19 protein-coding genes are annotated in these 17263 nt (G+C 58.8%); 10 read left to right on the top strand and 9 right to left on the bottom strand.

Annotated elements, in window-relative coordinates:
* Positions 1–83 precede the first annotated feature (83 nt).
* Complete coding sequence (locus P3B99_007765) at positions 84–1760, top strand: hypothetical protein (protein ID WYJ07097.1); 1677 nt, start codon at positions 84–86, stop codon at positions 1758–1760.
* A gap of 64 nt (positions 1761–1824) precedes the next feature.
* Here P3B99_007765 and P3B99_007760 read toward each other — a convergent pair whose 3' ends face one another.
* Positions 1825–1956 carry a hypothetical protein gene (locus P3B99_007760; protein ID WYJ07096.1) on the bottom strand — a complete coding sequence of 44 codons (132 nt, stop codon included), beginning with the start codon at positions 1954–1956 and terminating at the stop codon, positions 1825–1827.
* A gap of 32 nt (positions 1957–1988) precedes the next feature.
* Positions 1989–2117: a hypothetical protein gene (locus P3B99_007755; GenBank protein ID WYJ07095.1), complete on the bottom strand. Its 129-nt coding sequence runs from the start codon at positions 2115–2117 to the stop codon at positions 1989–1991.
* Between the two features lie 123 nt (positions 2118–2240).
* On the opposite strand from P3B99_007755, the gene cutA reads away from it, so the two are divergent.
* The 5 genes from cutA to rlmN all read left to right on the top strand — a co-directional run bounded on the left by cutA (position 2241) and on the right by rlmN (position 5297).
* Positions 2241–2561, top strand: coding sequence for a divalent-cation tolerance protein CutA (cutA, locus tag P3B99_007750; protein WYJ07094.1), 321 nt, complete (start codon positions 2241–2243; stop codon positions 2559–2561).
* A 65-nt stretch (positions 2562–2626) separates the two neighbouring features.
* The gene (locus tag P3B99_007745; protein WYJ07093.1) at positions 2627–3676 is read left to right on the top strand and encodes a hemolysin family protein; all 1050 of its coding nucleotides are present in this window, start codon (positions 2627–2629) and stop codon (positions 3674–3676) included.
* 59 nt (positions 3677–3735) lie between these two features.
* Entirely contained in the window at positions 3736–3999 is a 264-nt protein-coding gene (locus tag P3B99_007740; protein WYJ07092.1) for a hypothetical protein, read from the top strand.
* The gene (locus P3B99_007735; GenBank protein ID WYJ07091.1) at positions 3996–4214 is read left to right on the top strand and encodes a hypothetical protein; all 219 of its coding nucleotides are present in this window, start codon (positions 3996–3998) and stop codon (positions 4212–4214) included. Before P3B99_007740 ends, P3B99_007735 begins: the two co-directional genes overlap by 4 nt.
* 6 nt (positions 4215–4220) lie before the next feature.
* The gene (gene rlmN, locus P3B99_007730) at positions 4221–5297 is read left to right on the top strand and encodes a 23S rRNA (adenine(2503)-C(2))-methyltransferase RlmN (GenBank protein ID WYJ07090.1); all 1077 of its coding nucleotides are present in this window, start codon (positions 4221–4223) and stop codon (positions 5295–5297) included.
* A gap of 192 nt (positions 5298–5489) precedes the next feature.
* Here the strand turns inward: rlmN and P3B99_007725 are convergent, their stop codons facing one another.
* The 7 genes from P3B99_007725 to P3B99_007695 form a co-directional block, all read right to left on the bottom strand.
* Positions 5490–6848: a family 16 glycoside hydrolase gene (locus P3B99_007725; GenBank protein WYJ07089.1), complete on the bottom strand. Its 1359-nt coding sequence runs from the start codon at positions 6846–6848 to the stop codon at positions 5490–5492.
* 48 nt (positions 6849–6896) lie between these two features.
* Positions 6897–8036 (bottom strand): 2-iminoacetate synthase ThiH, encoded by a 1140-nt coding sequence (gene thiH, locus P3B99_007720; GenBank protein WYJ07088.1) that lies wholly within the window; start codon positions 8034–8036, stop codon positions 6897–6899.
* Positions 8037–8042: 6 nt separating this feature from the next.
* Positions 8043–8828 carry a thiazole synthase gene (locus P3B99_007715; protein WYJ07087.1) on the bottom strand — a complete coding sequence of 262 codons (786 nt, stop codon included), beginning with the start codon at positions 8826–8828 and terminating at the stop codon, positions 8043–8045.
* Positions 8829–8864: 36 nt separating this feature from the next.
* Positions 8865–9110, bottom strand: a complete 246-nt coding sequence (locus P3B99_007710) for a hypothetical protein (GenBank protein WYJ07086.1) — start codon at positions 9108–9110, stop codon at positions 8865–8867.
* Between the two features lies 1 nt (position 9111).
* Complete coding sequence (locus P3B99_007705) at positions 9112–10296, bottom strand: hypothetical protein (GenBank protein ID WYJ07085.1); 1185 nt, start codon at positions 10294–10296, stop codon at positions 9112–9114.
* Positions 10297–10299: 3 nt separating this feature from the next.
* Complete coding sequence (locus tag P3B99_007700) at positions 10300–11070, bottom strand: type III pantothenate kinase (GenBank protein ID WYJ07084.1); 771 nt, start codon at positions 11068–11070, stop codon at positions 10300–10302.
* 139 nt (positions 11071–11209) lie between these two features.
* The gene (locus P3B99_007695; protein ID WYJ07083.1) at positions 11210–11467 is read right to left on the bottom strand and encodes a hypothetical protein; all 258 of its coding nucleotides are present in this window, start codon (positions 11465–11467) and stop codon (positions 11210–11212) included.
* 162 nt (positions 11468–11629) lie between these two features.
* On the opposite strand from P3B99_007695, the gene P3B99_007690 reads away from it, so the two are divergent.
* Genes P3B99_007690 through P3B99_007675 form a run of 4 tightly spaced genes read left to right on the top strand, consistent with a single transcriptional unit; the run spans position 11630 to position 17244 of the window.
* Entirely contained in the window at positions 11630–13837 is a 2208-nt protein-coding gene (locus P3B99_007690; protein WYJ07082.1) for a secretin N-terminal domain-containing protein, read from the top strand.
* On the top strand, positions 13834–14367 hold the full coding sequence (locus tag P3B99_007685; GenBank protein ID WYJ07081.1) for a hypothetical protein: 534 nt from the start codon (positions 13834–13836) through the stop codon (positions 14365–14367). Before P3B99_007690 ends, P3B99_007685 begins: the two co-directional genes overlap by 4 nt.
* Positions 14364–16040: a GspE/PulE family protein gene (locus tag P3B99_007680; protein ID WYJ07080.1), complete on the top strand. Its 1677-nt coding sequence runs from the start codon at positions 14364–14366 to the stop codon at positions 16038–16040. Before P3B99_007685 ends, P3B99_007680 begins: the two co-directional genes overlap by 4 nt.
* The gene (locus P3B99_007675) at positions 16027–17244 is read left to right on the top strand and encodes a type II secretion system F family protein (GenBank protein WYJ07079.1); all 1218 of its coding nucleotides are present in this window, start codon (positions 16027–16029) and stop codon (positions 17242–17244) included. The genes P3B99_007680 and P3B99_007675 overlap by 14 nt, the downstream gene beginning before the upstream one ends.
* The last annotated feature ends 19 nt before the right edge of the window (positions 17245–17263 follow it).

The following is a 17263-nucleotide window of genomic DNA, read 5'->3' as shown; positions in this document are numbered from 1 at the left end:
AAAGTCGGGCTTTTTTTGCGTAAAAATCGGCGGCGGTTCGGAAAAATCTTTACTTGCGCGGCGGCGGTGGCAGAATCTGCCCCATGCGAAAACTAATCATAACAGTCGGGACGTCGCTTGCGGTGTTTGTCGCCGCTTGCGCAGACTCCCCCGAAAAAAACGCGGGGCGCGAATATGTCAACGCCGCCCGCAAAGTGGCGAAAGCCGAAAAGGCGTTCGCCGCCGCCGACTACAAAGCCGCGCTCGAACTCTGCGAAAACGCCCGTTCCGAAGTGGAGCGCGTTGTGGACAAATACCCCGAATCGGCAATCGCGCTCAAAGTGATGACCGACGAGTCCACGCTCGTTGGCCCGTGCAAATATTCCGAGCTTTCGGGGAGGATTATCCCCCTGCTTAAAACTTTCGAAAATCCCGCGCTCGCCGACGCGGAACTGGCGTGGGCTATCGCGATGTCGAATGCCGACGCGGCGCGGCGCGACGACGCCCTTGCGGAACTCGCCGAAGCCGTGGCGGCGTCCCCGAAAATTTCGGCGGACAAAGCTTCAAAAATCCGCGCGGCGATAGTTTCAAACATAAAATCTCCCGAACTGCGCGGCAGGCTCAACGCGGCGAAGCAGCCCGCGCAACAGGCGGCAAAGCCGAAAGCCGCCGCGCCGGCGGCCTCGCCGCAGACGCGCAAAATAGCCGACGCAGCGGCGTTCCTAAAAGCGGCGAGCACCGACGCGTCGCTCGTAGCCTACGACGTAAGGACTATCGACAACCTGCGCGAAAAGGCGAAATCCGCCGCGTTCGCCGACAATGCCGTCAAGCGGGAATTCGTAAAAATCCTCGCTTCCGCGCAGAACAACATAGAAAAAATCAGCGCGAAAAACCTGCGCGAAAAGGCTCTCGGAGGCATAGCCGCCGCGTTCGCAAACTTCGGCGACGACGCGCGCGCGATAGAGACGGCAAAGAAAATTTCCGACCCCGAAACATTCGCCGCAGCGTTCGCGGAAATCGCGGACGTCGTTGGGCGCGGCAAAAACAGCGCGGCGGCGGCGGCGTTGGCTGAACGCCTCGCAAACTCCGCGGAAAGGGACGCGTTCTTCGCAAGGCTCTCGCAGGGAATCTCGGCGCGGGGCAACTTCGCCGAGGCGCAGGCAAACGCCGCAAAAATATCCGACATTTCAAGCCGAAACCGCGCCTACGCGGCGTGCGCAAAAACTGCGTTCGACGCGGGCAAGCCGAACGACGCCGCAAAGCTCGTGGCGGCAATCGACGTTTCGAATCTCGACTGCCTCTCGGTTTTCGACGGCGGCGACGAAGCTGGAACTTACGGCGCGGAAATACTGCCCGCCGCAAGGCTCGCAAAAATTTCGTCCATGCTCGCAGGCTCGAACGCCGACTTCGCAGAGGCGTTGAACGCCCTCGCCGCCGACCGCGTACGCGCGTCCGGCGCGGAGAAAACAGCGGGCTATGCCGCGCTCTGCGGGAAGATAGCGCGGAACACCGCCGACCTCGGACGCCCCGCGGAGGCGTTGAAATTCCTTTCGGGTTGTCTGCGCGACAGGGACGTTTCGGCGGCGTTGCTCGGCGACCTCTACTACGTTGCGGAAAAGTCCGACGCGGCGACTGCGTTCAAGGCGTACAAGCTTGCCTCCGACATTTGCGCGGCAGCGGGGCGCGGAGAAATAACGCTTGCGCTTACTGTGCAGCTCGGCGGTTTGAAACGCGCCGAATGCGCCGAAATACTTGCGCCGTTCCTGCCCAAATTCAAATAGGAAAACACAAAACAAAAAACGCGCGGACGCATTAGCCCGCGCGTTTTTTCGAATCCCACGCCGACTACGGAAGGAACGACGGATTGTAGTCGTAGAGCGACGAGACAAACCTCTCCGCCTCTGGACAAGAGTCGAAAGACATCGTGGCGGGGTTGTATTTCAGCTCGCGGACGGAGGGGAGCGCGCCTGCGGCCATGACCGTGTCGAAGCCGCGTCCGCCGCAGCCTACTACCGCGCGTTCAGCTTTTCGTTCGCGCCTATTTTGCGCGGTTTCGGCGCGGCAGAGCGCGCGGGCAGAAGCATCGCCGCGCTTCCGAGCAAAACGGAATTTTTAAGAAATTCCCTGCGTGTAAACATAATTTGTATCCTCCTGAATGTTTTGAAAAAATCGGGAGTGCGGCGGAACTCCGCCGAACCCGATGTGTAAAAATGCAGAAAATAAGTCTTCGCGGGTCAAAAATTTTTTGTAGAATGCCTTCCATGGAAAACAGGATAATTTGCATTTTTTCAACATTCCCCGAAAAACACTCCGCCGCCGACACCGCCGAAACGCTTGTTTCGGAGGGGCTGGCGGCATGCGTTCAAATAGGCTCGCCCGTGGAATCGACCTATGTTTGGAACGGCAAACTCTGCCGCGAAACCGAATACCCCGCCGTCATAAAAGCTTCGCCCGACGCCCTGCCCAGACTGCGCGAAAGGTTCGCCCAGCTCCACCCCTACGAATGCCCCGAATGGGTACAGACCGACTGCGAGGCTTCGCGCGCATACGCCGACTTCGTTTGCGGAACGCGCCCGCTCTAAATTCGGCGGCGGACAAATTTATGTTTGCGAAAGAGCCGACGTTTTGCGATAAACAGCTCCCGTAAATGGCATACCTTGCAATCACAATTATCCTGACGCTCGGCGTCTCCGCGCTGTGCTCCACGCTCGAAGCGGTTGTGCTGAGCACTACGGAAATCGAAATCGAACGCCTCAAAAAGCAGTCGCCGCGCCGCGGGGCGATACTCGAACGCTGCGTGCGCAACATCGACGAAACGACGTCGGCGATTCTCACGGCAAACACAATCGCAAACACGTTCGGCGCGACGCTCGCGGGCGTGCAGTGCGCCGCGCTGTTCGGGTCGGGAATCGCCACGGCGTACGTCTTCCCCGCCGCGCTCACGGTGGGCATTCTCTTCTTTTCGGAAATCATGCCAAAAAACATCGGCATAATCTACCGCCGCCCCCTGCAACCCTACCTCATATACCCGCTCTCGTGGCTGCGCGTGGCGATGGCGCCGATGGCGAAATTCACGTCGTTCGTGTTGAAGGGACTCAAATCGAACGCGCAGAAGGACGAATCGGGCGACGACGAAATCGTGATGCTGGCGAACAAGGGCGAAAAGGACGGCGTAATCACCCCGCAGGAGCGCGACCTGATTGCGAATTCGCTCTCGCTCGACGACGTCACGATAGCCGAAATCATGACGCCGCGCACGGTGGTAGAAACTGCGGACTACGACCAAAACGTAGGGGAGTTTTTCGCCGAACACCCCAACCCTAATTTCTCGCGTTTCCCCGTTTTCCGCGACACGCTCGACAACATCGTGGGCGTCGTTCGGCGGCGCGACATTCTGACCGCCATGGCGAACGACTGCCACGCGAAGAAAATTTCCGAAATCATGCAGCCGACGACATTCGTCCCCGAAAACGGCTCGGCTCTCGCGGTTCTGCGCCAGCTAATAAAAAAGCACCAGCAGATGGGAATCGTGGTGGACGAATTTGCGTCGCTCACGGGCGTAATCACGCTCGAAGACATTTTCGAGCACCTCTTGGGCTCGGAAATATTCGAGACCGACGACATCGCGGTGGACATGCGCGAGCTTGCCCGCCACCGCAGCAACAAGGGCGGGCGCAAAAGTCCGTTCAAGCCGTAGACGCGTGGCGCAAACGCTTTGTTCTTGCAAGACGCGCCGTTCGGTAAAAGAATGGAAATATGAATTTCTTTAAAAAGTCCGAAGAGAAAAAAGGCGGCTACATTCCGAGCATGTCGCAGTTGCGCTCGCTTCTGGCGTCGCTGCCCGACCCCGCAAAGACGCTCGACGAAACGCACGAAATCCGCGTTGACGACAACCCCGACAAAACCCTGCGCTTCGAACGCGCGATAATCAGGAAGTCGGACGGCTCGAAATCGCCGCGCTGGGTTTACAAGGGACGGATTTTTATCGATTCCAAATATTACACGAACGCAAAAAAATGAAAAACATCGCCCAACTCCTTTTGTCGGCGGCGGCAATCGCAACGCTTGCCGCGTGCAACGCATTCGAAAACGTCGAAAACGACGCCAAGCAGACGCCGATAGGCTCCGTCGTAAGCGGCGAAACGCGCGACGCCGACACCTACATGAAACGCGTCAGCGAACGCAACAGAGCCGCCGACCGCGATACTTGGCGTCCGCAAAACGACCGCTTCTAACCGCGCGTGAAACCCGACTTCTACACGCTTTCAAAACCCGAACTCTCCGCCGCGCTCGCCGCCGCGGGCTTCGAGAAATTCCGCGCGTCGCAGGTTTTCGACGCAGTCTACAAACACAAGATATTCTCGCCCGCCGACTTCCCCGCGCTGCCCGAAAAGCTCAAAAATTGGCTCGCCGAAAATTTCGAATTCGCCGCGGGGAAACTCGTCGGCAACAGGGAGTCCGCCGACGAAACAAAAAAATACCTCTTCGGGCTGTCCGACGGAAAATTCGTCGAATGCGTCCTCCTCGAAGCACCGTCCGACGACGGCGGCGAGGTTCGCAAAACGCTCTGCGTAAGCACGCAGGTTGGCTGCGCGTGCGGCTGCAAATTCTGCGCGTCGGGGCTTAACGGATTTTTCCGCAACCTCACCGCGGGGGAAATCGTGGCGCAAATGCTGCCGTTTGCGGCAGACGAAATCCGCAACGGCAAAAAGACGCGCAAATTCGAATTCGAAAACGTGGTCGTCATGGGAATGGGCGAGCCGCTCATGAACGCCGACAACCTGCTCGCCGCGCTCGCGGTGCTCAACGCGCCCGACAAATTCGCGTTCGGCGCGCGCCGCATAACCGTTTCAACAAGCGGAATCGCCGACGTTCTCGAACGCCTTGCCGACTCCGACTTCCCCTACCGACTGGCAATCAGCCTGCACGGCTCGACGAACGAAATACGCTCGAAAATCATGCCGATTAACGGGAAGTTCCCGCTCGAAAAGCTCCTGCCCGCCGCCGAAAAGTTCGCCGCGGCGAACGGCAGAATGATTACCCTTGAATACATTTTGATAAAAGATGTCAACGACTCGCAGCACGCCGCGAGGGAGCTTGCGAAAATCGCAAAACGCCTCCACGCGCACGTCAACCTGATTCCCTATAACAGGGTTGACGCGCTCGACTGGGAACGCTCGCCCGCGCCCAGACGCGCGGCGTTCGCAAACCTGCTGAAAGCAGAAAAAGTGTCGTGCACGCTCCGTCGCGAAAAAGGCTCGGAAATAGACGCCGCCTGCGGGCAGCTCGTATTGCGCACCGGCAAAAACATGGCGTAGATAAAACAAGCCGCGCAAATAACGCGCCGCCGCGAAACTTCCGACAAGCGCAAAAAAAATCGGCAAGGCAAAAAACCAAGCCGAATCGCGAAGCAAAAATAGAACAAACCCGAGCGCAAAGGGAAAACGCGCATCGCCCTGCGGAACACGCACTGTCCGCCGACATGCGCCGCAACAGCCGCGCGGCACAATTTAACGCGGGCGGCACTCGTAGGGGTTGAGCATGTCGGAGGCGGTAAGCCCGCACTCCCGCGCGGTTTTCAGGCAGTATTCAAGCTTGCCGAAATCGGAGTTGCCGTTGTTGCTGCCGAATGTGAACTTTACGCCGCGGGCCTTTGCCGCCTTCACAAATTCGGCGTCGGGAATTTTGTAGCGCGCGCTGATTTCCAGCGCCATGCCGCCGCGAACCAGAGCGTCGAGCATTTTTGCGCGTCGGGCGGGTGTCCAAAGTTTTGCGTATTCGGGCTGGAGCTCGGCGGGCAGGTATGTCGCGTTGGCGTAGATGTTGGCGGGTTCGCCGAGCACGCCGCAGATTTTTTCCACAATCATGTCCATGTACTCCTGCCTGTCGCCCACTTTCACTTCGGCGGGAATCCAAAGGTGGACGCGCGTTCCGCTTCCATCCTCGAAAGTCATGGCGTCGGTAAAGGCGTAGGCGAATTTTGCGCGGACGGGCTTGGAAATGAGTTTTGTCCACTCGCGCCCCTCCGCCTGCATTGCGACGATGTACGGCTGCGACTTGTTCTTTTCGAAAAATTCGAGCGCGAGCGAATCCCTATCTATCGGGAAGTCCTTGCCGCAGTTGACGGCGATTGCGTAGTTTATGCCGTATTTACGCGACTGTGCTTTCGCCTTTTCGGCGTCGAGGTCGCCTTTAAGGTGCACATGGTAGTCGAGCACGGGGAAGTCGGACTGGTGGAGGGCAATGACGCCCTCCGCCGTTTCGGGTTCGGACTGCGCGCGCGCCGCCGATTTTTTGAGCTTCGACACCCTGAAATTTCTTAGCTCCACAAAGCCGCCCGAATCGCATTTCACGCCGATTGCGCCGTCTCCCAGACGCGCGTTTTTGTTTTGCGGAAGCCTGTACGGATTTTCAGGCTCGGCGTACTCCACAAGCTTCTGTCCGTCTACCGAAATTTCAACAAGGTTGCCCGACACCCTCGCGCAAAGCCTCAGCCATTCGCCGTCCGCGCCAACGCGCTTTACGACGTTCCGCACTCCGAGCAGACTGCCCGTCTTGCGCCACCACGTTTTCGATTCCGCCGAATTGTCGAGCGCAATTTTGTAGCCTTTCGAGAACGCGGAATCGGTGTGGAACGCCACAAAGCCCGTTGTGTTCGGCGACGTGCGGACTTCGCATGAAAGCTCGAAGTCGGCAAACGCACCGCCGTTGTTTTCGGGCGGGAGCAGCGCGGACGCGCCCCTTTCAAGACGCAGAACGCCGTCGGGCGTCGCCGACGCCCTCCCCGAAACCGTCCACGCACCCGCCGAAGCGGCGTAGGCGCAGGCGCAACAGGCAATCAATGTCAAAACGGAAGCGATTTTTTTCATATGAAGCGCTTTTGTTGTTGGAAAAAACGCGCCGAAGCGCGGGAAAACCTACTCCGCGCCGCGCGACACAAACGCCGTGTCGAAGTCTTTCCAGACGGGGTCGAGCCCGTGTTTTTTCAGGGCTTCGGCGAACTCCGCGGGCGTGCGGCCGTCGTCGATATGGAACTGCTCGCCGCTTTCCTCGCGGTCGGCGTATCCGCCGGGCTTGGTGCTGCTGAACGCGCTCATCTGGGTTACGCCCAAGCCCATGAGTCCGTCGCGAAGTTTTCTGCTTTCGCGCGTGGAGACCACAATCGCAAGGCGGCTGAGGAAAATCCTGAGGGCGCATGTCGTCAAGACAAGCTCGCGGTCGGTGGGAATGTTCTGCGGAAGCGGAACGTAGCCGCTTGCGGCGGGGCGCATGCGCGGCAGGCTTATCGAAATCTGCGACCTCCACGCCTTGTGCATTAAAAACTTTGCGTGAAGCGCGACCGCAAGCACCTCGAAGCGCCATTCGTTGACGCCCAAAAGGGGGCCCAAGCCGAGCTTGCGCATGCCCGCCTCCGCGCCGCGTTCGGGCGTGCCGAGACGCCACCAGAACACCGATTTCGGCCCCGACGGGTGGAGCGTGGGGTACACCTTTTCGTCGTATGTTTCCTGAAAGACCGTAAGCCCCTCGCAACCCGTGTCGACGTACTTTTTGTAGTCTACCACGCGCGACGGCGCGATTTCAATCGAGACCGACGGCATGCGCTTTATCGCGATGTCGATGACGTCCGCCATGTAGCCCGACGAAACAAGCTTGGGGTTCTCGGCGGCTACAAGCAAAATGTTGCGGAATCCGAGCCTGTAAATAGCCTCGACCTCGCGTTCGACCTCTTCGAGCGAAAGAGTGCGGCGTTCTATCGAATGCCTGTGCGCAAAGCCGCAGTAGACGCAGTTGTTTATGCACTCGTTGCTGACGTAAAGCGGCGCGAACATGCGCATTGTGCGCCCGAAATATTTGCGCGTGATTGCCGCGGAAAGCTGCGCCATCTGCTCCAAATAGGCTTCGGCGGCGGGCGAAATCAGCGCGGCGAACTCTTCGAGCGTGTCGGCATGCCCCTTGCGCAAAATGTGCTCGACCTCACGCGCGGAAGTTTTGCGCGAAATTTCCGAAAGCGCGTGCAGGTCGCGGCTGCGCAACTCCTCCAAAAAAGTGTCCTTCATTGCGGTCTACTCCAAGAACCCCGTAAGAGGGCTTGTCGCCGAAGCGAAAACCCCGCGTTCGAACGACGCCGTGAGCTTTGCCGTGCGCCCAGCCTCGACCGCCGCCGCAAACGCCTTCGCCATCGCGATGGGGTCGGACGCAGCCGCAACCGCAGTGTTTATCATGACGGCTGCCGCCCCCATTTCCATGGCCTCCGCCGCATGCGACGGAAGCCCTATGCCCGCGTCTACTACAACGGGGACGTCGCACTGCTCTATGATTATTTCGACCTGTCCGCGCGTCTCGACGCCTCTGTTTGTGCCGATTGGCGCGCCCAGCGGCATGACGGCGACCGCGCCCGCGTCTTGGAGGCGGAGCGCAAGAACGGGATCGGCATTGATGTACGCCATCACCTTGAAGCCGTCTTTCGAAAGGATTTTCGTGGCTTCGAGGGTGTCGATGGGGTCGGGAAGAAGGTAGTTCGGGTCGGGGTGGATTTCGAGCTTCACGAAATCGCCGAAGCCCGCGGCGCGTCCGAGCCGCGCAATTCTCACTGCCTCGTCGGCGTTCACCGCGCCAGACGTATTGGGCAGAACGAGGTACTTGTCGGGTTCGAGCCATTCGGCGATGTCCGCCGACGCGTCCGAACCTCCGCCAAGATTTGCGCGCTTCAACGCGACCGTCGCGACCGACGCGCCGCTCTGCGCAAGCGCGTCCATCATTACCTGCGGCGACGAGAACTTTCCCGTGCCGAGAAAAAGGCGGGAGGAGAACTCCCTGCCGCCTATCGTCAATTTATCGTCTTTGTACATATTTGGTCAAATTTTGCGATTTTTCCGCGCAGCGCATTATTCCTGCGCGTCGGCGAAATCGACCGCGATTTTCAAAAATTTCAGAATATCGTCGGGAATCGTCGGGCGTTTTTTGCGGGCGTCGGCGAGGAGCGATTCGGGGTCGCGCCCGCGAAGCTCGTAAATTTCGCGCACGCCGATGTCGAGCAGCACGCGCGCCGCGCGTACGTCCATGCGCGGAATCCGCATGAACGGGCTGTTGAGCGCGCCGTAGTCCGTCTTTTTTTTGCGCTCGCGAACCATCTTATTTTTTTGCGGGCTTTGCCGCGGCGAGCCTCTTTGCGACCTCCGCCGAACGCTTGTCGGAGGAGTATTTTTTCACGCCGTCTTCGAGAAGCTTTGAAACCGCTTCGTCGGCGTAGAGGGGCGCGGAGTTTTTGCCGAGCGCGCCGTAGTAGAAAGCGTCGGCGGAGTCGTCGCGCCCCACCGAGCAGCGCACAAGCTCCGCGAGAACCGCGGGAGCGGGGTCCACTTCGCCCGAAAGCGGCTTGAACATTTCCCAAACGGCGCGGTTGCGCGAGAGCAGGAAAAGGTCTATGCCGTCGGAAACCGCCGCCTTTTCGCCCGCCTTGTACGCCTTCATGATGTAGTTTGCAGCTCCCATGATGTCGCCCGTGCGGTAGGCAACCAAGCCCATTCCGCGCAGGGCGAGCCTGTTGTTGGGCTCGGCGGCGAGAATCTTTTTATACGCAGGCAGCGCAACAGTCCAAAGCTCGGCGAGAGCCGCCGCGCGGGCGGGCACCGCGAGAGCGGACACCGGCCACATGTCGCGCGTTGCCAGATACAGGCGCAAAACCGTGGACATTCCGTCGGGCGTCGCGCTTTCGAGAATGCTTCGGGCGTCAACGCCTGCGAGGACTTTCTGGACAAGCTCCCTGTCGAAGTTCTTTCTGTCGCGCCCCGCGTAGAACATCACCACGTTCAGAGCCTCCAAATTCGTCTTGGCAAGCTTTTCGAGGACGGGCAGAAGCGGCTTAACTTCGTCGGCTTTGTTCGCCATGATGTACGCGCTTCCGAGAAACACGTTCGACTTCTCGTCGCCCGCGGCGATTGCCGTTTTGTAGTAGCGCATCGCGGTGTCGAAATCTTTCGACAGCAGGCTTATCGTGCCGAGAGTCCTGAGGGCGCGGATATTTTTCGGCGAGGTTTTCAGAAAAGACTCGAACGCCGCCTTCGACTTCGGAATGTCGCCGAAGCTCAGGTAGCAGACCGCGACGGGCAGAAGCTGGTCGGGCTTGTACGCGGCGGGGTTCGCCTCGTAGTCGCGCAGAAGGGCCGCGTTCGCCGCCTTGTCGGCAAACACCGCGTTCGACTCGAAAAGTTCGGTCTTCGAAAAGTCCGCCTTGTTTTTGAGAAGTTCGGGCGACGGGTTTCCGAACGAAACCGACGCCAGCGAAGCCAATATAAATGCAGTCAAAATCTTTTTCATATTCTATATTTTTTCCGTGTTCAAAAGGTACGACCTTGCCAAACCCAAGTTTGCAAGATTGGACTCGATTTTCCTGTCTGCAAGCCATTTTTTAGGAAGAAGCCCAACGCTCCCCCCCGTGAAAACCGTGCGCTCCGCCGCGCTCCCGCCGCCGAAGAAGTCGCGCTCGATGTCTGCGATAATCCCGTCGGCAAGCTTGCAAAAGCCCTTCACGCAGCCGACGTGCATTGCCGAAACCGTGTCCCTGCCGATGCTCGCCCCGTAGTCGGCGTCGGCGGGGTTTATTTTGGGCAGCTGCGCCGCGCGTTCGTTGAGATACTCCGCAAACGCGTGCATTCCGGGGGCGATTGCCCCGCCCGCATATTTCCCGCGCGAATCGACCAAGTCAATCGTGACCGCAGTCCCCATGTCCACCACGATGTACGGCGGCTCGAAAAACAGCCCCGCGCCGACGGCGTCGGCAATTCTGTCCTGCCCCAACTGGGCGGGATTGGGCAGGTCTATTTCGATGGGCGACGTTTCGTGCGAGAGCCTGAAAGACCCCCGCCCGTCAAGAACTTCCGAAAGCGCGTCCGAGTATTTCGGCACTACGGAGCACCATGCCGCGGCGTCCGCGCCGCTTGCGTCGAGCAGGCGTTCTTCGGCGAAAATCCGCGCAAAGTCCGCGCTCATGTAGTCCGCCGACGAAAGTATTTCGTACTTTCCGCCGCTTGCGGAAACGAGCGCGCAGTGCGTGCGGGTGTTGCCGATGTCTATTGTATAAACGGAATCCATGTGTCGAATAGGGGGATAAAAAAACGCTCCGACGATATATCGACAGCCGACCTGCGGCGGTTCGAACGACGGAGCGTTTAGGCAAATGCCGCGCGGAGCATGTGGAGGTAGCCCGTCCGCGCGGAAAATTCCCGAAATATTAGTAGTCTTCGATTGAGATGAGACCCCAGAGGAACTGGGTTCTGTCGCCGGAAGGCAGTTCCATGCCGCAAGCGTCGTCCGTGCGGACGGTCATCGACGTGGGAGACGAGGGGGCAAAGCAGGCGGGTTCGTAGGTGTAGAGACCGAAAACCGTGCTTTTCTGGTGCGCCGTGGTTTCGTCCGCCACATTGCAGCCTGAGAGCAGAGCCGCGCCTGCGGCAATCAAAGTAAGAAAAACTGTATTACGAAGTTTCATAGAGTCCACTGTATGTTCGGCGCGTCCAAATGCAACTCATTTTTTTATTTTTTTTCGGAAACTTTCGGATAGCTGTTGCATTTAATAGTACTGAGACTATACATTTCGGACTTTCGCGCGCAATAGCCGCGCGGGGCAAAAATACACATTTACCACATTGCAATGAAATTTAAGACACTAAAACTGGCGGCGTTTGCCGTCGCAACGACGGCGGCGGCGGTCTGCGGACGCGCCGACGGGGCGAAACCCGAACAAAGTTCCGCCCTGCAATCGCCCAAGCTTGACGACGCCCCGCAGGGGCCGTTTTTCCTCGTGGACGAAACTCCCGCAAACACGGTGAAGATTTTGGAGGCGTTGACGGGGAAAATCGCAATCGTCGCGCCGAACCTGCCGAACGTAAAGATAAATTTTTCCACGGAGGGCAAGCTGTCGAGGTCGGAGGCGATAGTTGCGTTCAAGTCGCTGCTGACGGCAAACGGGGTTGCGATAACGCCCCTCGGCGAAAAGTTTTTCAAGGCGTCGCATTCGGGAGTTTCGGCAACGCAGGCTCCCGCGCTCATTTCAGGCTCGGCAAAAAATATCGCGCCCACGCAGGAGATTTTCTCGAAACTCTACGAGCTTAAATACGCCGACGCCGAAACATTCCAGCAGACGCTCCTCAAATGCGTGTCGCCCGAAGCCGCGCCCTTCATCGCGCTCTTCCCGCAGAAAAACGCGTTCCTGCTTACCGACACCCTCGTAAACCACCAGCGTGTGGAAGCCCTGCTTTCGAAAATAGACACGCCCACTACAATCAACGAGGACATCGGCGTTGTCATGCTCAAAAACATGTCAGCCGACGACCTCAAACGCCGCTTCGCAACCCTCAAAAGCGAAGTCCTCAAAAAGTATTTCGACAAAACCACAATAGAGGCCGACGAGCGCACAAACCAAGTGCTCATCGCAACCTCCAAGGGCAACCTCAAAAACATAACCGACATCATCGAAAAGCTCGACGTAGACGCGCAGCCGCTTACGAAGTCGGAAGTATTCTATATAAGACACGGCGAGGCGAAGGACATCGAAAGCGTTTTGAACAGCGTCGTAAAGGGGCAGAAAACCGCCGCCAAAAACGCGCAGACCGCAAAGACCGCCGCGGTCAACGCCGCCAACCGCGCAAACAGAATCTCGAACGCGCAAAACAAGGCGGCGAACGCCGCGAAGCTCCCAACAAACCTCACGGCAGACCCCACGGGCGCGGCGTTGCAGTTCTCCGACTACATCACGATTGTCGCCGACGAGCGCAGCAATTCGGTAGTGGTCTACGGCACGCCCACCGACCTCAAACAAATCGACGCTATCATAAAGAAAATCGACATCGTCCTCGCGCAGGTAAAAATCGACGTAATCATAACCGAAGTCACCCTCACCGACAACCAGACATCGGGGCTTTCGTCGTTCGGACTGGGCTACTCTACGCTCCCGAACGATTCGGGCAAAAAGGGCTGGAACGGGCGGACGGCGGTCGCCGCAATGGACGGCACCGAAACCTCGCCGTTCACGCTTTCAATCGACGAATACGGCTTCAACAGCGTGTTCAGCGTGGCGTCGCAAAACAGCAACATAAAAATCCTCTCCGCGCCGTCGATTGTCACAACGCACAACAAAAAGGCGACAATCAACGTCTCGGAAACGCAGGCGCTCATCACGCAGACAACCTCCATCGAAACAACAAACTACCCGCAGACAAAAAACACCGTCGAGTGGAAGGACATCGGCATAATCCTCGAAGTAAAGCCGCTCATCGGCGAAAACGGAGTCGTGCAGATGGAGATAAAACAGACCGTGGAATCGGTCGTACGCACGCAGCTTATCAACGACGTAAGCCAGCCGATTATCGGCAAGCGCGAGGCGGAAAGCTTCGTGTCGGCGGCAAGCGGCGAAACCGTGATTCTTGCGGGTCTGCAACAGACGAAATCAACAAAGACCGACGGCGAAGTCTTCCTGCTCTCCGACCTCCCGCTCGTGGGACACTTCTTCGAACCCAATTCCAAAAAGGTGGAGCGCACCGAGCTTATCATTTTTATCCGCCCGACAATGGTAAAGAGCGAGGCGTATGCCTCCCTGCTTGCAAAAAACAAAATAGGCTCGGAGGAAACGTCGAAAGAGGTTGCGCGGTACTTCGAAACGGGCAAATTCCACGACGCGAAAAACGAAACAATGGACGCGGGAAACCGCAAGTTCAGCTCTTTCGAAAAAACGGTGCTGCCGAAATCGATTACCTCCGACACAAACGCGGAAGAAAAAACCGAAGCGGCGGGCGAATCGGAAACAAAGCCCGAAACAAAACAAAAACGCGCGGCGAAAAAATCGCGCAGGGCGGTACGATGAAGAAAATCGCGTTAACGGCACTCGCGGCAGCGGCCGCGCTCTCCGCATTCGCGGCGGGCGAAACCGCGCCGCAAAAGCGCGCAGAGGCGGTCGAAAAGCTCTTGGCAAAAAACCCCTTCGGCTCTAAAAGCGCGGCGGCGGGCGCGGGCGAGAAAACGGCGGGTTCGGGCGCGGACGCAAAACGCGCCGCGCTCGAACTGCGGGCAATCTACTGCGTTGACGGCAAGTGGAAATTCGACCTTTTCGACACTACGGCAAAAACATCGTACACGGTGGAACTGCGGCAGGAGCTGTCCGAGAAAGTCCCCTATACTGTCGATTTCTACGACGACGAAACAAACAGCGTAAGCGTTTCGAGCAACCTCGAATCGCTCACCCTAACCCTCAAAACCCCCGACGCCCCGACTGGCCCCGCGCCGCAGCCCGCAAGCATAGCGGCCCCCGCCGCGACCGCGAAAAAAAACGGCGCGGCGAACGCGCAAAAAATGCCGGTTTTCGGCGCGAGAAAAACAACGGAGCAGGCGCGATGAACAGCGGGAACGACATCTTCGAAATTTTCTCCGACACGCTCGAACCCGATGCAATCGCGGAACTGCGCGAAACGGATGCGTCGAAACGCGCGGCGTTCATTCTCGAACGCGGGCGGCTGACCGAAAGCGAAATAGCCCGCAGGCTCGCGGAGTTTTCGGGAATCAGGGAGGGCAAAGCCCCGACGCCCGCAAAAAATCCCACCGAGCGCGTGCCGCTTAGGATAATCTCGGAGTACGCCTGCATGCCGTGCGACGACGGCGCTCTCGCGGTTTCGTGGCCGCCCTCCCCCGACGCGTCGAAGTGGATTGCGGCAATCACGGGCAAAAAGCCCGAATGGAAAATAGTGCCGACAAACGCGCTCGACGCCGCGCTCTCGGAGGCGTTCGGAGTAGGCGCGGAAAGCTTCGACGGCGACTCCGACGACGACTTCTCCGACATCGACGACGCCGACGCGCAGGAGGACGAAAACGCCGCCGTCATAAAATTCGTCAACGAGCTTGTCGCCCGCGCAAAGTCCGACCGCGCGACGGACATTCACATCGAGCCGCAGAAAAACGCGCTCGCAATCAGGTTCAGAATCGACGGAAACCTCGTGCCGCTGAAACTGCCCGAAACCGTTTCGCGCTTCAAGGACGCGGTGGTGTCGCGCATAAAAATCATGGCGCGGCTGAACATTTCGGAAAAACGCCGCCCGCAGGACGGCCGCATTACATTCGCCGCAAAAGACGGCGGAGAAATCGACATACGCGTTTCGAGCCTGCCGACGATTTTCGGCGAAAGCGTCTCCCTGCGACTGCTCTCGCAGAAATCGCGCCCCGTTACGATAGAGGACTTGGGCTTCATGCCCGACGACGCAGCGAAAATAGCAGTCCCCCTCTCGCGGCCGCACGGAATAATTTTGGTGACAGGCCCCACGGGTTCGGGAAAATCGACTACGCTCACCGCGTTTATCCGCCGACTCCGCGCTCCCGAAATCCGCATAATCACGGTGGAAGACCCCGTGGAATACGAGGTCGAGGGCGTCAACCAGACGCAGGTTCACCCCGAAATCGGGCTGACGTTCTCGTCGGTTCTGCGCTCGGTTCTGCGCCAAGACCCCGACGTTATAATGGTCGGCGAAATCCGCGACAGGGAGACCGCCGACATCGCAATCCGCGCGTCGCTTACGGGGCACCTTGTGCTGAGCACGCTCCATACAAACGACGCCGCGGGCGCGCTCACCCGCCTTGTCGACATGGGAATAGAGCCGTTCCTGATTGCCTCGTCCGTCGAGATGATTCTCGCGCAAAGGCTCGTGCGCAGGCTCTGCCGCTGCGCCGTCCGCGCCGACATTCCGCGCGGGGTGCTTGCAAACAGCCTCGCGGCTCTCGGCGTGCGCGAAGACGAATCGCGTTTTGCCGAGCTTGTCAAACGCCCCGAAGGCTGCGACAAATGCAGGGGGATAGGCTATTTCGGGCGGATAGGAATTTTCGAAGTTCTCCTTTGCGACGACGAAATCCGCGCAATGATTTCCTCGCGCGCGACCGCCCGCGACATCGCCGAACTTGCAAAATCGCGCGGAATGCGCACGCTCTGCGAATGCGGCTGGGAGCTTGTCAAACGCGGCTCGACTTCGCTCGAAGAAATCATGTACTACGCAACGCAGTCGGAGGGAAACAATGCCCGAATTTAAGTACAGGGCAAGCGACGCGGCGGGAAAAATCCGCACGGGGAAAATCGACGCGGCGGACGCAAAAACCGCGGCTCTCGGACTGTCCGCGTCGGGGCTGACGCCGCTTTCCGTCCGCGCAACGGCAACACAGGCGACGAAGTCGGAAAAAACTCCCAAAAAATCGGGCGGTGAGAAGTCCGCGCTCGCTCTCGTGAAAAAGCTGAAACAGCTCTGCGGTGGCGGCGGAATGCCCGTGGGCGACGCGCTGAAATCGCTCTCCGTGCGCTCTCTCGACCCGCGCGTAAAGGGGCTTGCCCGCGAACTGTACGCGGAACTGAGCGAAGGCAAAACGCTCGCCGCGGCAATGTCAAAACGCCCCGAAACTTTCGACGCGTCCGTCGTGCACCTCGTCGAGGCGGGCGAATCTACGGCAAACCTCGGCTTCGTTTTCGACAACATCATAGAGTACATCGAGGAGCGCGGCAAACTGCGGGCGACAATCGTGTCCGCCCTCGCCTACCCAGCGTTTTTGTGCGCAACGGCGTCGGCGGTCGTGCTGATGTTTTTGTTTTTCATGCTCCCGCGCATAAAGTCGATGATGGCGAACATGGGCGCGCCAGAAAACTTCGCCATAAAAATGATGAACTTTATTGGCGACGCGCTGACGGTGGGCGTGCCCGCCTTTGTCTTCGCGGCGGGAGCGGCAGTCGTCGCCCTGAAATTCTACGGCAAAACTCCTGCGGGACGCGCGAAAATAGACGCAAACATTTTGAAAACGCCGATAATCGGAAAAATCGCGTTCGACGCCGACATTTGCAGAATCTCGAAGCTTGCGGCAACACTCTTCGCGTCGGGCGTCAACGCCACGGAAACGTTCAGGCTCGCCGAAAAGACAATCTCAAACGCCGAACTCGCCGCGCGTTTCAGGCAGTTCAGAACGGCAGTAAACGACGGCGCGCCGATTTCGGCGGCGCTGCAAAAATTCGGGCTTCTCGACGACGAAGACGTAGACGTCGTCGCGGTCGGCGAGCGCACGGGAAGCCTCGTTTCGGCGTTCGGAGAGCTTGCGTCGGCGCACTCGGCATCGCTCGGACGCAGGATAAAAACGGCGACCTCCGCGCTCGGCGGGCTTGCGCTCGGCACGGCGTTTCTGCTGATTTTCACGTTCGCGGCGGGCATTGTCACAAGCATTCTGGGGCTAAGCCAGGGGCTTGTCGCAAAATAGCCCGCAGGCAAGACCGCGC

Source organism: Opitutia bacterium KCR 482, from assembly GCA_029269845.2.
Classification (GTDB): domain Bacteria; phylum Verrucomicrobiota; class Verrucomicrobiia; order Opitutales; family Intestinicryptomonadaceae; genus Merdousia.
The sequence above is the reverse complement of the archived record's forward strand: the minus strand, read 5'-3'. Positions and strand labels throughout refer to the sequence as shown.